Origin of the sequence: Bradyrhizobium glycinis, from assembly GCF_016031655.1 — a bacterium.
Taxonomy (GTDB): domain Bacteria; phylum Pseudomonadota; class Alphaproteobacteria; order Rhizobiales; family Xanthobacteraceae; genus Bradyrhizobium; species Bradyrhizobium glycinis.
Genome location: NZ_JACCHQ010000004.1, coordinates 204,098 through 218,988, shown reverse-complemented (window position 1 = coordinate 218,988; position 14,891 = coordinate 204,098). Strand labels below are relative to the sequence as shown.

The window sequence follows — 14,891 nt, the reverse complement described above, 5'->3', positions numbered from 1 at the left end:
GTAGTGATAGTCTAGACAGGACAACGCCCTGATGTCCGTGACGACGCTTTCCTCCGACGCACTGGCGCAACGGCAGCCGAACTGGATCGTGCGCCTGTTCGACTACAAGCCGTTCCTGATCGCGATGTGCCTCGCGCCCGCGCTCGGGCTGCTCACCGTGTTCCTGACCTACCCGCTCGGCCTCGGCCTCTGGCTCGCCTTCACCGACACCACGATCGGCCGGCGCGGCATCTTCGTCGGGCTCGAGAATTTCCAGTACCTGCTCACCGACCCCTTGTGGTGGAACGCGGTGTTCTACAGCGTGTTCTACACGGCGGTTGCGACCTTCGGAAAATTCGCGCTCGGCTTCTGGCTCGCCCTGCTGCTCAACAACCATTTCCCGTTCAAGAGCCTGCTCCGCGCCATCGTGCTGCTGCCCTGGATCGTCCCGACGGTGCTCTCGGCGCTGGCGTTCTGGTGGATCTACGATCCGCAGTTCTCGATCATCTCGTACCTCCTGGTCGACGTTCTGCACTGGAGGTCCAGCAATATCGACTTCCTCGGCTCGCCCTGGCCGGCGCGCTTCTCGCTGATCGCCGCCAACATCTGGCGCGGCATTCCGTTCGTCGCGATCTCGCTGCTGGCGGGCTTGCAGACCATCTCGCCCTCGCTCTACGAGGCCGCGATGCTGGACGGGGCCAGCGCCTGGCAGCGCTTCCGCTACATCACCTTTCCGATGATGATGCCGATCCTCGCCATCGTCATGACGTTCTCGATCATCTTCACCTTCACCGACTTCCAGCTGGTCTACGCCATCACCCGCGGCGGTCCGGTGAACTCGACCCACCTCTTGGCGACGCTGGCATTCCAGCGCGGCATCGCCGGCGGCGAACTCGGCGAAGGCGCGGCGATCGCGGTATCGATGATCCCGTTCCTGGTGTTTGCGACGCTGTTCTCCTATTTCGGCCTGGCGCGCCGCAAATGGCAGCAGGGAGAGGCCAATGACTGAAACCGTCGCGCAATCGACCGTCGCGGACGCAAAAGCGCCGCCCGACACCATGGCCTGGGATTCCGGGCTGCGGCGGCTGATGATGATCTACCTGCCGCTCGGCTGCTTCGTGCTGATCCTGCTGTTTCCGTTCTATTGGATGGCGATCACCTCGTTCAAGCCGAACGCGGAGCTCATGAACTACCGGGACAACAACCCGTTCTGGGTCTCCTCGCCGACGCTGGCGCACATCAAGCATCTGCTATTCAACACCGCCTATCCGCAATGGCTGAAGACGACGATGATGGTCGCGATCGGCTCGACCACGCTGTCGCTGATCGCGAGCACGCTGGCGGCCTACGCGATCGAGCGCCTGCGCTTCCGCGGCAGTCCCTATGTCGGCCTCGGCATCTATCTCGCCTATCTGGTGCCGCCGTCGATCCTGTTCATTCCGCTCGCCACCGTCGTGGTGCAGTTCGGCCTGTTCGACTCGCCGCTGGCCCTGATCCTGGTCTATCCGACCTTCCTGGTGCCGTTCTGCACCTGGCTCCTGATTGGCTATTTCAAATCGATTCCCTACGAGCTCGAGGAATGCGCGTTGGTCGACGGCGCCACGCGGCTGCAGATCCTGCGCCGGATCACGCTGCCGCTCGCAGTGCCCGGGCTGATCTCGGCCGGTATCTTCTCCTTCACGCTGTCCTGGAACGAGTTCATCTACGCGCTCGCCTTCATCCAGAGCGGCGCCAACAAGACCGTGCCGGTCGCGATCCTGACCGAGCTCGTCACCGGCGACGTCTATCAATGGGGCGCGCTGATGGCGGGATCGCTGCTCGGCTCGCTGCCGGTCGCGATCTTCTACTCGCTGTTCGTGGACTATTACGTGTCCTCGCTGACCGGTGCGGTAAAGGAGTAGACGAAACTGCGGCCTTTGGCCCGGCTTCACAATCCTGCAACATGCGATCCGCATAAGCGTTGTGTCCGCCAACAGGAGACGCACATGCGCGCGACTTTTCTTTGCACCGTCGCCACGATCATCTTCACCGCGAGCACAGCGCTTGCGCAGAGCGAGGGCGAATTCCCCGCCAAGCTCGCCGGCCACGCGGTGATGCCGGCCGAAACGTTCATCGAGGCGCCGGCTGATGCCCCCGCCGATCTCAAGATGGCGGGCAAATATACCACCGGCAAGCGGGTCGACGCGCTCGGCACCGTGATGGGCAAGTCCTTCGAGCGTCCGACCGACGTGTCGCTGCCGTTCAAGGGCCAGCCGCTGCAGGGCCATTCCGGCATCAAGACCATGCCCGACGGCACGTTCTGGGTCCTCACCGACAACGGCATGGGCGCGCGCGCCAACTCGCCGGACTCGATGCTGTACCTCAACCGCTACAAGATGGATTGGGCCAGCGGCAAGATCGAGCGGCAGGAGACCATCTTCCTGCACGACCCCGACAAGAAGGTCCCCTTCCGCATCGTGCATGAGGATACCCAGAAGCGCTATCTCACCGGCTCCGATTTCGACACCGAAGGTTTCCAGATCGTCGGGGACACCTTCTGGATCGGCGACGAATTCGGCCCCTATATCCTGAAGGCGGACAAGTCAGGCAAAATCCTCGGCGTGTTCGACACCGTGGCCGACGGCAAGCCGGTGCGCTCGCCCGACAATTGGGCGGTGGGAACGCCGGCTGCGCCGGGCGCGACCTACACCAACGTCAATCTCCGCCGCTCCAAGGGCTATGAGGGCTTCGCTGCGTCCAAGGACGGCAAGTTCCTCTATGGCCTGCTCGAGGGACCGCTGTGGGATGCCGACAAGAAGGACTGGGAGAAGGTCGACGGCAAGGAAGCCTCCCGCATCCTCGAATTCGACGTCGCCGCGGAGAAATTCACCGGCCGCTATTGGCACTATGTGTTCGAGCAGAACGGCAACGCCATCGGCGACTTCAACATGATCGATCAGGCCTCCGGCCTCGTCATCGAGCGCGACAACGGCGAAGGCACCGCCGACAAGGCCTGCCCGCAAGGCCAGCGCGGCGAAAGCTGCTTCCCCGACCTCGCCAAGTTCAAGCGCGTCTACAAGATCGAGCTGACCGACGCCAATGTCGGCAAGCCCGTGCGCAAGATCGGCTATATCGACCTGATGAAGATCAGGGATCCCGACAAGAAGGCGCGGAAGCCGCTCAACGACGGCGTCTATACCTTCCCGTTCTTCACCATCGAGAACGTCGATCGCGTCGATGACACCCACATCATCGTCGGCAACGACAACAACCTGCCGTTCTCCTCCAGCCGCGATCCCAACAAGGCCGACGACAACGAGTTCGTGCTGCTCGAAGTCGCGGATTTCCTGAAGGCGAAGTGAGGCGAGGCTCTCTCTCCCTCCCGCTTTTCCGCGGGAGGGAGGGTCATTGACCATGGCTTACTTCCCGAAGACCACCGGGACGTTGATGGGTATCGTTGCATAAGTGATCTCGGCCGGCACCGGCGGGAATGGTTGGGCCTGGCGCACCATGGCCATTGCCTGCGCATCGAGCGCTGCGACGCCCGAGGAGCCGCCGAGACGGCTGGACAATACCTGACCGTTACGGCCGAGCGTGAAGCTCACCTTGACCACGCCCCGCTGGCCATTTGCACTCGTCGGATACTGGTGGAAGCGCATGAGGTGCGCGCGGACGCGCTGATAATAGGTCGCCATCGCAGACGCGACCGCGCCGGCGTTGACGGCAGAGGCCAACGGAGCCTGCCGCTCCGCGCGCGGCGGTGCGCTGGTGCGCGGCTCCGGAAGCGCATCCGACGGCTTCCGAGCGTCGAGGCGTACTACCTTGGCCTTCGCCGGAGCGGGCTTCTCCACGGGAGTAACTTTCGCAGGCTCGGGCTTCGGCGGGCCCGGCTCGAGCTTCTGTTCCGGTGGAGCTACCACATCCGGCTGCTCCTGCGGCGGTGTCGGCGGGATCATTTCCTCGACGGCCTGCTGCTGCACCGGCTCGGGCGGTGACACATCCGCCTGCTGCATCATCGGTCCCGGCGCGATGTCCAGTGGCGTCGACTGCGGTGCCGACGTCTCCGGCGTCATGTCGATCAGGATGGCCGGCATGTTGACGCCCTCGTCCGGCACCTGCTTCAGCCAGTTCATCGCAAGCAGCGCAGCGCCGAGATGCAACGCCACGATCATCGCCGCCGAGGCGCCCCAGCGCGCGCCCTCCCGCTCGTCAAGCGGCTGGTGCAAGGCAAAGGCATTCGCGGCCATCAGCTGCGTCCGTCGAGCCCGACGAGGGCGACCTTGAGATAGCCGGCGTTGCGCAAGGTGTTCATCACCTCCATCAGGTCGCCATAGGAGACGGCCTTGTCGGCGCGAAGATAGATGCGCTCGTCCTTGCGGCCCTTGGTGGCCGCATCGAGTGAGGTGCTGAGCCCGTCGCGAGCGACGATATCCTCGCCCACGGCGATCGAAAGGTCCGGCTTGACGGTGACGAAGACCGGCTTGTCGGGCCGCGGTGCCGGCTCGGCGGCCGTTGCCGGCAGATCGACGCCGATGTCGACGGTGGCAAGCGGCGCCGCCACCATGAAGATGATCAACAGCACCAGCATGACGTCGATGAACGGGGTGACGTTGATCTCGTGGGTGACATCGAGTTCGCTCGCGCCGCCGCGCGAGCCGAGCTTCGATATCCCGAGCTTGGCGGCCATGGCCTACTCCGCCGCTCGGGCCAGACGGAAATGGCCGTGATCGCGCTGGCGGCTCACCAGCAGCATGAGCTGCGCCGAGGCGTCGCCGAGCAAAGCGCGGTAATTGGCGATGCCGCGGACGAGATGATTGTAGATCACGACCGCCGGAATCGCGGCGACGAGACCGAGCGCGGTCGCAAGCAACGCTTCCGCAATGCCGGGCGCGACCACCGCAAGACTTGTGGTGTGGCTCTCGGAGATGCCGATGAAGGAATTCATGATGCCCCAGACGGTGCCGAACAGGCCGACGAACGGCGCGATGGCGCCGATGGTCGCGAGCACGCCGGTGCCGCGCGCGATCTGCCTGGACATCGCCGCCTCGACCCGCTCCAGCCGCAACGCGACGCGCTCCTGCAGGCCGTCGTCGAGGATGCCGCCGGAGAGCTCGGCCTCCCTGGCGCAGGACTGGATCAGTTGCGCAACTGCGTCGCGCGCCTCGCCGGTCCGCGCGGATGCCTCGGCCAGCGTCATGTTGCCCTCGAGGCTGCGCGTCCGCTGCAAGGCGAGCGAGCTCTTGCGACGCAGCTCGATGCTCTTGGCGAGCCACACTGTCCATGTCACCAGCGAGGCGACGGCGAGCCCGACCATCACGATCTTCACGACGATGTCGGCACCGAGGAACATGCCCCAGGGCGACAGATTGCGCGGCAAGAGCGCCGCGTCGATCGCGAACGCCGGCGCCGGCGCGAGCGCCAGCGCGCTTGTTAGGATCACATGCCGAAGCGTGGAATTGCTCTGCATCCTGATCTCCCGACCCGTTGAAGCAAGCTAGAGCGCGGGCGCGATCCGGTCCGCAAGCTGCCGGAACCGCGCCAGCTGATCCGCCCGTAGCGCCCTCGTCTCGTCGCGACCGACGAAGACCTTGAACATGATGCCGCCGTCGGCGTTCACGAAGGCGACGAAGGCCGACACCTTGCCCATGAATGGCCGCTCGACGAAGGCAATTCCCGCGCAGCGCTCGTGACGGAGATGGCCGTGCAGGCCCTTCGGCTGCAACAGGTTGAAATAGCCGCGGCCGATCTCGCCCGCGGGAATCGGGCCCGTGAACTCGAAGATCGCGTCATCCGTGTGCACGATCATCGTCACCTCGCCCCATTCCGAAATGTCCTGCATGGCGGCGGCGAAATGCACGCCGCCCCCCATGCGCACCATGGACGGCGGCAGCGCCTCGATCACCGCGCGCGGCGTGACCTTGCGCTCGCGCGCGACGTCCTCGATCACCGCGCCGGGATTGTCGGCCATGTACGCCTTGAGATCGGCGAGATCGGTGCTCAGCATGTCCGGCTTCCTTTCATGATCGGCCGCGATCAGGCCGCCGCGCTCGCCTTGCGCTCGGTCATGATGACCTCGAAGCCTTCGAACTTGGGGTGGCCGAGATAGAGGCTCTCGCCGGTCTTGTTGTCGGCGCGTGCATGAGCACGGCGGAATTCCTCCGAACGCGTCCAGGCCTCGAAAGCCGCCTTGTCGACCCACACGGTATGCGAGGAGTACAGCGTGTGGTCCTCGGCGACCGCACCCTTGAGCAGATGGAATTCGACGAACCCCGCCATGCTGCCGAGATAGGACTCGCGGGTCCGCCAGACGGTCTCGAACGCGGCTTCCGAGCCGGGCTTCACCTGGAAACGATTCATGGCGATGAACATTCGACTTTTCTCCTGCGACTTGTAAATCGGCAATTGCCGATCGAATATTTCAGAACGGATCGAAAGCCACGCTGACGCATCAGCGTGGCTTTCGAGATCAGCAAGGCATCGCCCGCAGAGGACCTCTGTTGTCTCCCTCAGGTGCCGCCAAAGTGGTACTTGAGACCTCCCTTGACCACGAGCCCGGCACCGGCGCTCGCCCACTTCACGTCGTTTTGCGTGTCGCCCGTGCTGCCGACCGGAATGGCGTACGGACGATAGTAGCGGTTGAAGAGGTTCTCGACCGAGAAGTTGAGCGTGAGATCGGGCGTCGGGTGATACTGCGCGTAGAGATTGACGAGATCGTACGACGTTGCCGGCGTGTAGGTCCTGGGGATGTCATAGTTGGCGATTGCCGACGTCCACATCATCGAAAGGATGAGGGTGCGGTCGAGCAGACGCACGCCGGCCGTCGTCGTGATCTTCTGCGGCGGAATGCTGTAGAGGCCGAAGCCGGTCTGGAGATTCTTTCCGCTCTGATAGGTTCCGGAGAGGCCGAAGAACCACAGGTTGGCGTCATACATCGCCTCGGCCTCGACGCCTTGAATGCGCGCGGATGCCACGTTCTGGTACTGCAGGAACGGGAGCACCGTGATGGACGGTGCCGGTGGCGGCCCGGTCGGGACCACGAGCGGGTTGCCGTAGGCGACCTGATCGATGAAGTCGCTGATGTCGTTGCGGAACACGTTGATCTTGCCGCGCAGCGTGTCGCCCGCCGTGAACAGATCGTTCTTCTTGATGTTGAAGCCGATCTCCTTGTTCTTGCCGACCTCGGGGCGCAGGTTTGGATTGGGCACGAAGCAGAAGGTCGAATCCGCGCCCGGTCCCGGCGTGCCCGACGGACAGCGGAAGAACGAATCGTTGACCGTCGCGCCGGCATGTGGCCCGCTCACCAGCGTCTCCGTGATCGAAGGCGCCCGATAGCCTTCCGCGTAGCTGACATAGGGGGTCACGACCGCGGTCGGAACGAGGGCAACGGTGATCTTCGGCGAGAGGCGATCGCCGCCCGACGACGAGGACGCCGAGGAAAGCTGATAATTGTCGTAACGGAGCGCACCGATCACCTCGAGCATCGAGGTGTAGTTCGCCCTCCACTGCACGAAGCCGCCAGACACCGTGCGCTGGCCGCCGGGCGTCGTCACTTCCGCGGTACCTGTCCTATCCTGCGTAGATACCTTGTCCTGAAAGGCGTCCAGGCCGTATGTCACCGCGTGACGCCAGCTTCCCGTGTCGAACCGCGTCGTATTGTGCACGTCGACACCGATTGTATCGAGCAGATATCCGCGATTGCTCCCGATGCACCCCGAGACGGCATTGCCGGGCACGCCGCCGCAATAGACCGATGGTGTCGTGGTGGTGTGCCTCGTCTTGATCTGGTCGTTCTCGGTGCGATTCCAGTAGATCTTCGCATCCCAGTCGAACCACTGATCATCCGGCTGCGAGTATTTCCAGCCGAGCGTCGTGGTGTAATTCTTCACGTTGGAGGCGTAGATCGACGTGCCGTTCAGATTGTTCGTGCCGTTCGCATTGGTCGAATTGGGATCGCCCGCGCGTCGCGGCGGCTGGCCGACGCTGTAGATGTCTTCCTGGAAGATGGCGCCGAGCTTGACCTCGTGGCCGTCCGCCGGCCGCACCGTCAGCTTGGCGATGCCGCTGCTGAGCCGATTGCCGGTATTGGCGACCTCGAAGCCGGTGCCGTCCTTGTAGCTCTCCTGCGTCGAATAGGTGCCGCCTGCGAACACGTCGACATTCGGATTGACGTGCACGCCGCCGAAGGCCGAGCCGAGCGCGCGACCATAATTGCTGCCAAGAATCGTCTTGACGTCGACGCCCCAGCGCTCGCCCACACGGACGACATCCTCGACATCCTTGGTCCGGAACGATGCCACGCCCGCGATCGCACCGGAACCGTAGATATTGGCAGTTGGACCGCGGACGATGTCGATGCCGCTGATCAGCTCGGGGTTGAGGAAGAAGGAGCCGTTGGCGAAGTGGCCCGTGCGCTGGTAGTTCTGCCGCGCGCCATCGACGACGACGGCGACGCGGCCGAAATCCTGCAGGCCGCGAATGTTGATCGAGGTCGACGGCTCGTCGCCGCGATTCTGAACCCATACGCCCGGCACATTATAGATGAGGTCGCCAACCGTGCTGGCCTGACGTCCCTCGATCTGCGCCGAGGTCACGACGCTGACCGGTGCCAGCGCGTCCACGGCACGCTCCTCGGTCTTCGTTGCCGCGACCGTAATCGCGTCGAGGGTTTGCACGGGCGCTGCGCCGCCGGCCTGAGCGCGGGCGTTCATCACCTCCGGCGCGGCCTGCTGCACAACTTGCGGCTTCGCCGGCTTGCGCTTGGCCTGCTTCGGCCGTTCGGAGGACGCGTTTTCACTCTGCGGCGACGCGGTCTGCGCGAGACTGCCCTCCGCCGTCATTGCCGCAATTGAAATCGACGCGCCCAAAATCAGGGCGCGCGAATACCTAGCCCCGTCAGCCATATCAGCCCCAGCCTGCACTTCACTTAAGTTTTTGATGTCGTCTGGCTGGCGCGCGCTCGCAACGCGAGCGACTGGCTGGCTGATTGTTTCAAGAGGCGGGCAAGTTCCCCGCCGCCAGAAATGGTTACGTGGCAACACTCTGACGGTCAATGACATCAGGTTGCAGTTTATATCGATTGTAAACTGCGGCCGTTGGAATGCGCTTGGCGCCGCCTATACAAACGGGCGGTACTCCAAGTTTCGAAAGCGCATCACACCAACTATGTCAGCAACATCAGGAGACAGCAGCGGCAGCGCGGCAGGGCCGGCACAGGGCCCTTCTGCAACAACGCGAACGCTCACCATGCGCGGGAGCCGCATCGACAGCCGCGAGCTGTTTGCCGCCGAGCGCGAGATCATCATTGCGCATGGCGAGGACAGTTATCGTCTCCGCCTGACCTCGCAGAACAAGCTGATCCTGACGAAGTGATTGCAATGACATTTTGCCGCACCCTCACCCGTCTCCTGCTCTCCGGCGGACTCGCATTCGCCTCCGCTGCGCACGCCGCGAGCATCATCGTGCATGACGCGCGCAATCGCGAGGTCACTGTTGCCGACTTTGCCCGCACGGTGTCGATCGGCGGCGCCATCACCGAGATCCTCTATGCGCTCGGGCTGGAGAGCCGGCTGGTCGGCGTCGACACCACGAGCCTTTATCCGGCGGCGGCGCTGCACGACAAACCCAATGTCGGCTATATGCGCCAGATCTCGGCCGAGGGCGTGCTCGGTCTCAACCCGACGCTGATCCTGGCGATCCAGGGTTCGGGCCCGCGCGAAACCTTGGACATACTGGAGACGGCGAAGGTGCCGCTGGTGCTGGTGCCCGAAACCTTCTCCGAGGACGGCCTGATTGAGAAGATCAAGCTGGTCGGCCACGCCATGGGCGTCGATGCGCGTGCCGAATGTCTCAGCGCCGCGGTCGCCGCCGATCTTGCGCAGCTGCGCGCACTGCGCGCCAAGGTGACGAAGTCGGTGCGCGTGATGTTCGTGATGTCGCTCCAGAACGGACGGGCGATGGTGGCCGGCCACAAGACCGCGGCCGATGAGATCATCCAACTTGCGGGTGCGACCAATGCGGTGGACGATTACGACGGCTACAAGATCATCAGCGACGAGGCGGTCGTGGCCGCAAAGCCTGATGTCGTGCTGTCGATCGAGCGCGGCAAGGATTCGCTGCAAGCCGATGCAGTCTACGCGCATCCCGGCTTTGCCCTGACGCCGGTCGCGGCCAACAAGAGCTTCATCACCATGGACGGGCTCTATCTGCTCGGCTTCGGGCCGCGGACGGCGGCGGCGGCGCGCGATCTCTCGGTCAAACTCTATCCGGCCTTGGCCGAGGGCGGCGCGTTCACGTCGGCGCTGTCGACGGCGAATTGCCGGCAATGAGCGTGGCCATCGGGATCGAAGCACGAAGCGCGCGACGCAGCGCGGGACGGCGGGCCGCATCGTTCGCGATTCCGCTTCTGCTCGTGGTGCTGGTGGTCACCGCGATCGGCGCCCTGACGGTCGGCGCCGCCGGCATCCCGCTCTCCCGGCTGCCAGCCGCGCTGGGCTTGGCCGGCGAAAGCACGGCCATGACGTCGCGCGACCAGCTCGTGCTATGGTCGATCCGCATCCCCCGGATCGCGGCGGCCGCGATGATCGGCGGTCTGCTTGCCGCGGCCGGCGCGATCATGCAGGGGCTGTTCCGCAACCCGCTCGCCGATCCCGCCCTGGTCGGCGTCTCCAGCGGCGGCGCGCTCGCAGCCGCGAGCGCGATCGTCTTCACCGATTCCCGCTTCGGCGAGGCGCTGCGCTTTCTCCAGACCGAGCTGTTGCCGCTGGCGGCCTTCGCGGGCTCGCTGGCGACCACCGCAATCCTCTACGGCATCTCCAGCCGCGCAGGCCGCACCTCGATCGCGATCTTCCTGCTCGCCGGCGTCGCCATCACCGCGATCGCCAATGCGGGCATCGGCCTCCTGGTATTCATCGCTGACGACCGCCAGCTGCGCGACATCACATTCTGGATGCTGGGCTCGATGAGCGGGGCGACCTGGACCAAGGCCGCCGTGCTCGCGCCGGTCCTCATTGCCGGACTAGCGGCCTGCGCCTTCATCGCCCGCGGTCTCGATCTGCTGGTTCTCGGCGAGGCCGACGCCTTTCACGGCGGCGTCGACGTCGAGCGTCTGAAGCGGATCTCGATCGTAATGGTCTCGGCGATGACCGGCGTCGCGGTGTCAATCAGCGGCGTCATCGGCTTCGTCGGCATCGTCGTGCCGCATCTGCTCCGTCTCGTGATCGGCCCGGCGCATCGCCTGCTGCTGCCAGCGTCGGTGCTATTGGGCGCGATCCTGATGGTCGGCGCCGACACGCTGGCGCGCACCATCGTCGCGCCGGCGGAGATGCCGATCGGCATCCTGACGGCGGCCGTCGGCGCACCCGTCTTTCTCTTCATCCTGCTGCGGCAGCGCGGGCTCGCCGCGCTATGACCGCGGTGCTCGAAGCACGACACTTAGGCAAACGCGCCGGCCGCGCGACATTGCTCGATGGCGTCGGCCTGTCGGTTGCGGCCGGCGAGATGGTCGCCATCATCGGCCCGAACGGCGCCGGCAAGTCGACGCTGCTGCGGCTGCTCTCCGGCGATCTTCGCCCAAACACCGGCGAGGTCCGGCTCAAGCAGCGCGACATCGGCAGCTTCACGCCGCGCGAGCTTGCCGCGCGCCGTGCGATGCTGTCTCAGCACATCAACGTCACCTTCCCCTTCACCGTCGAGGAGATCGTGCTGATGGGCGCGGGCGAGCGCAGCTTGCGCGAGGCCGGCCCGCTCGTCGACGCCGCGCTGGACGAGGTGGGCCTGTCGCGTTTCCGCGAACGGCAATTGCCGACGTTGTCGGGCGGCGAGCAGCAGCGCGCCCATTTCGCCCGCGTGCTGGTGCAGCTCGCCTGCGGCGAGGCCGAGCACGGCCCCGGACTTCTGCTGCTGGACGAGCCGACCTCGAGCCTCGATCTGCGTCACCAGATCGACCTCGTCGAAGCGGCGCGCCGTCGCGCTGGCAATGGCACCGCCGTCATCGCGATCCTGCACGATCTCAATCTCGCGATCCGCTTTGCCGACCGGCTGGTCGTGCTGGCCGGCGGCAGGCTCGCCGCGGACGGCCCGCGCGCCGAGGTCGTCACACGCGAGAGGATCCGGGATGTCTTCGAGATCGACGCGGTGGTGCACCAGGCAGACGGCGTGCCGTATGTGCTGCCGCAGTCGATGCGGGCGGCGATGCCGCCACGGTGAAGGTGCGCTCCCTCCCCCGCTCGCGGGGGAGGGTTGGGGAGAGGGTGTCTCAACAACGAAGACTCTCCAAGAGGAGAGAGCCCTCACCCCAACCCTCTCCCGCACGCGGGAGAGGGAGCGCACTTCCTTCGCGGCTCGCACTTACCCCGCCGGGACGATCACCATGCTCTTGTCCTTCGGCCAGCGGATGCGCCAGGCGAAGTTGATGTCTCTGATCTCGCCGGGCTTGGCGTCGAACGACCATTCCAGCACGCCGCGCTTGTCGCGGATGTTGTTTGCAGTCGGCTGGGTGCTCGAGGGCAGCATCTCGACGACGATGTCCTCGTTCTCGCTGACCGGCAGCTGATCCTCGATCGCGACGCGAATCGGGAAATCATGGCCGTTACGGATGGTGGTCTTGAACGCGCGCTCGTCGGTCTTCGACGTCGTCACGAGCAGGCCTGCGGAGCCTTCGTTGCGCTTGAGCACCGCGCGTTCGATCTTGACCTTGTCGTCGGCGCCGAAGCCGAGCCGCACGATGTCGTCCTTGGCGGACGCCGTAATCTTGCCGCGGCCGACGAAGGTGCCGTCGCGGTAGATCGCGACCTTGCCCGGCAGCAGGGTGGTGTCGTCGGTCTGCTTGAAGCTGGCTTCGAGGAACGCGGTCGGATCCAGCACCGGCGCGGCGCGCACCGCGAGGTCGGCGGGCACATTGACCGAAGCGATACGGAGGCTCTTGGCGCCGTCGGCGGCGCCGAGGCTGACGCGGCCAGGAATTTTGAAGGTGGCCTGGAAGTCGCCGATCTCGGCAATCGCCTGCTGCTCGTCGGCGCGCTCGCGCGACTCGGCCGCCTCTGCGATCTTGGCCATGGCCGGCGATTGCGCCTGGCGCGTCATCGGGGCCGGCCGCGCCAGATCCGAGGCGGTCCCGAGCGCGAGCGGCTTCGGCCCCTGCGGATATTGCGCAAGCAGCGAGCCCAGCTCCGGGGCACTGCCGCCGCGGCTGATGCGCACGGTGGAGACGCCGAGCGTCACATTCGACCAGTCCTCGCCGCTCGACTGCGTCACCTCGGCGCGACGAACCAGTTCGAGCTGCGGCTTGCGATCCTTGGCGCCGGTATCGAGCCGGGCGTCGTAGAGCGGCACCCAGCGCGCGTTGCGCACGGCATAGGTCACGCGCAGCGTCGCCTTGGTCGCAGCGGCCGAGGCGACGTCGATCCGCACTTCCACCTTGCTCGGCGGCTTGGCCGAGCGCTCGGCTTCCAATTCCGCGATCTGGCGGTCGAGCTCGCGCTGTTTTCGCGTGGCATCGCGAATCGCGCTGTCGGCGGTCGCGACCTCCTCGGCGACCACCGCAAAGGCGGCGCGCCATTCGGCGATCGGGCGCGCCTCGCCCTTCTCGCCGAGGCCGGCCGGCGAAGCTTCAGCAAAATGCTGCGCGAACTTGCGGCGGGCATTGGCGGAATCGATCGCGCCTTGCAGATCGGCCCGTTGATCCCTCAGCGCTTCGATGCGCTTGTCGAGCTCGGGCAGGTTGACCGGCGGCGCGGCCTTCGGCGGGCGTGCATCGATCGTGCCGATGGTGAGCTTGGCGCCTGCCTCGCCTTCGACGCGGAGGGAAGACGGATCGAGCGAGAGCGGAAAATCCTTGGCGACGAGCGTCGAATCGCCGGAGGCGAGATCCAGCGAAATGACGCGGGTGACGGTGGCACCGTCGGGATAGACGGTGACCGTGTCGATCGTCGACGTGGCGTCCACGTTGGCCGCCCATGACGGCGATGCCAGCGCCGTGGTCACCAGGACCAGGCCCGTGGTTGCCAAATAGCTTGCGGTGATGCGCATGAAGTCCCTCCTGCCGGTATCGCCGCGCCGCCAGCCGGACGCGCGCGATGAGATGCCTCGCCATCGTGGTTGGACGCGGCAGGGGAGGAACCGGTTCGATTGAGACTTCCGCAGGGCGCCGCCGCGGCGGCACCATGTCTGTGGAAGGCTCGGTGGTCCGGGTGGCTTCAGGCCTGGATCGGCGAGCCCTGGCCGAAGATGCGCCGGAGCAGATCAGTCACGTTCTTGGCTCCGGCCTTCTTCAGGACGCTGGCGCGGTAACCTTCGACCGTCCGCGCGCTCAGATGCATCCGCCGGGCGATTTCCTTGTTGGTGAGGCCGGCGGCAAGATGCTCGAGCACGTCGCCCTCGCGCGCGGTCAGAGGTTCGCAGCCCGGCAGCCAGCGTTGCCGGATCGTGCCGGGTTGCGCGAATTCATCGATGGCGGCATCGATCCGGCCGACGATGTCGTGGGTGCGGAACGGCTTTTCGATGAAGTCGGTCGCGCCGCTCTTGATGGCGTCGACCGCCATGGCGATGCTGCCGTTCGCCGACGTCACCAGCACCGGCGCCATGCAATTCTCCTCGCGCAGCTGCCTGAGCAACTCGAGAGCGGAGCGATCCGGCGGCATCTCCAGCAGCACACAGGCCGGCATCCTCGCCTTGGCTTCCGAGAGCAGAGAGGGGCCATCGGCAAAGCAGATCACGTCGTAGGCGCTCTGTCGGAGCGCGGCGGAAAGTTGTTCGCGGGAGGCGGCGTCAGTGTCGATGACGAATACCTCGCCCTTGGAAAGCATGTTCCCCGGCATAGTCCCGATCCAGCAATGTCTTGGTCAAATGGCCCGAGACGGCCGGGGGCCGCGTCGCGCCCGCCGTCATGCGCACGGCATTCACGCCAGTGCTTCGGTTTCTCTTATGTATGCGCCACC

Annotated in this window: 15 protein-coding genes; 7 read left to right on the top strand and 8 right to left on the bottom strand. The window is 65.5% G+C overall.

Going from position 1 to position 14,891, the window contains the following annotated elements; all coding sequences use genetic code 11:
- The first annotated feature begins 31 nt into the window (after positions 1-31).
- The 3 genes from HZZ16_RS09700 to HZZ16_RS09690 all read left to right on the top strand — a co-directional run bounded on the left by HZZ16_RS09700 (position 32) and on the right by HZZ16_RS09690 (position 3,320).
- Entirely contained in the window at positions 32-988 is a 957-nt protein-coding gene (locus HZZ16_RS09700; protein ID WP_197948239.1) for a carbohydrate ABC transporter permease, read from the top strand.
- Positions 981-1,880, top strand: coding sequence for a carbohydrate ABC transporter permease (locus HZZ16_RS09695; RefSeq protein ID WP_197948238.1), 900 nt, complete (start codon positions 981-983; stop codon positions 1,878-1,880). The genes HZZ16_RS09700 and HZZ16_RS09695 overlap by 8 nt, the downstream gene beginning before the upstream one ends.
- An 84-nt stretch (positions 1,881-1,964) precedes the next feature.
- Positions 1,965-3,320, top strand: coding sequence for an esterase-like activity of phytase family protein (locus HZZ16_RS09690; protein WP_197948237.1), 1,356 nt, complete (start codon positions 1,965-1,967; stop codon positions 3,318-3,320).
- Positions 3,321-3,377: 57 nt separating this feature from the next.
- Here the strand turns inward: HZZ16_RS09690 and HZZ16_RS09685 are convergent, their stop codons facing one another.
- The 6 genes from HZZ16_RS09685 to HZZ16_RS09660 form a co-directional block, all read right to left on the bottom strand.
- Positions 3,378-4,205 (bottom strand): energy transducer TonB, encoded by an 828-nt coding sequence (locus tag HZZ16_RS09685; RefSeq protein WP_197948236.1) that lies wholly within the window; start codon positions 4,203-4,205, stop codon positions 3,378-3,380.
- A complete protein-coding gene (gene exbD / locus HZZ16_RS09680; protein WP_197948235.1) occupies positions 4,205-4,645 on the bottom strand; it encodes a TonB system transport protein ExbD in 441 nt (146 codons plus the stop codon). Before exbD ends, HZZ16_RS09685 begins: the two co-directional genes overlap by 1 nt.
- A 3-nt stretch (positions 4,646-4,648) precedes the next feature.
- Positions 4,649-5,425: a tonB-system energizer ExbB gene (gene exbB / locus HZZ16_RS09675; RefSeq protein ID WP_197948234.1), complete on the bottom strand. Its 777-nt coding sequence runs from the start codon at positions 5,423-5,425 to the stop codon at positions 4,649-4,651.
- Between the two features lie 27 nt (positions 5,426-5,452).
- Positions 5,453-5,962 (bottom strand): heme utilization cystosolic carrier protein HutX, encoded by a 510-nt coding sequence (gene hutX, locus HZZ16_RS09670; protein ID WP_197948233.1) that lies wholly within the window; start codon positions 5,960-5,962, stop codon positions 5,453-5,455.
- Between the two features lie 29 nt (positions 5,963-5,991).
- Positions 5,992-6,327 (bottom strand): heme-degrading protein HmuQ, encoded by a 336-nt coding sequence (gene hmuQ, locus HZZ16_RS09665; RefSeq protein ID WP_197948232.1) that lies wholly within the window; start codon positions 6,325-6,327, stop codon positions 5,992-5,994.
- 137 nt (positions 6,328-6,464) lie between these two features.
- Positions 6,465-8,858 carry a TonB-dependent hemoglobin/transferrin/lactoferrin family receptor gene (locus HZZ16_RS09660; protein ID WP_197948231.1) on the bottom strand — a complete coding sequence of 798 codons (2,394 nt, stop codon included), beginning with the start codon at positions 8,856-8,858 and terminating at the stop codon, positions 6,465-6,467.
- Positions 8,859-9,120: 262 nt separating this feature from the next.
- Here HZZ16_RS09660 and HZZ16_RS37130 point away from each other — a divergent pair, with 262 nt between their 5' ends.
- Genes HZZ16_RS37130 through HZZ16_RS09640 form a run of 4 tightly spaced genes read left to right on the top strand, consistent with a single transcriptional unit; the run spans position 9,121 to position 12,162 of the window.
- Positions 9,121-9,327, top strand: coding sequence for a hemin uptake protein HemP (locus tag HZZ16_RS37130; RefSeq protein WP_246510059.1), 207 nt, complete (start codon positions 9,121-9,123; stop codon positions 9,325-9,327).
- Positions 9,328-9,332: 5 nt separating this feature from the next.
- Entirely contained in the window at positions 9,333-10,283 is a 951-nt protein-coding gene (locus HZZ16_RS09650) for a heme/hemin ABC transporter substrate-binding protein (protein WP_197948230.1), read from the top strand.
- Entirely contained in the window at positions 10,280-11,365 is a 1,086-nt protein-coding gene (locus tag HZZ16_RS09645) for a FecCD family ABC transporter permease (protein ID WP_197948229.1), read from the top strand. Before HZZ16_RS09650 ends, HZZ16_RS09645 begins: the two co-directional genes overlap by 4 nt.
- On the top strand, positions 11,362-12,162 hold the full coding sequence (locus tag HZZ16_RS09640; RefSeq protein ID WP_197948228.1) for a heme ABC transporter ATP-binding protein: 801 nt from the start codon (positions 11,362-11,364) through the stop codon (positions 12,160-12,162). The genes HZZ16_RS09645 and HZZ16_RS09640 overlap by 4 nt, the downstream gene beginning before the upstream one ends.
- Positions 12,163-12,303: 141 nt before the next feature.
- Here the strand turns inward: HZZ16_RS09640 and HZZ16_RS09635 are convergent, their stop codons facing one another.
- Both HZZ16_RS09635 and HZZ16_RS09630 read right to left on the bottom strand, forming a co-directional pair.
- On the bottom strand, positions 12,304-13,983 hold the full coding sequence (locus HZZ16_RS09635) for a mucoidy inhibitor MuiA family protein (protein WP_197948227.1): 1,680 nt from the start codon (positions 13,981-13,983) through the stop codon (positions 12,304-12,306).
- A gap of 167 nt (positions 13,984-14,150) precedes the next feature.
- Positions 14,151-14,771, bottom strand: coding sequence for a response regulator transcription factor (locus HZZ16_RS09630; RefSeq protein ID WP_197948226.1), 621 nt, complete (start codon positions 14,769-14,771; stop codon positions 14,151-14,153).
- Positions 14,772-14,891: the final 120 nt, after the last annotated feature.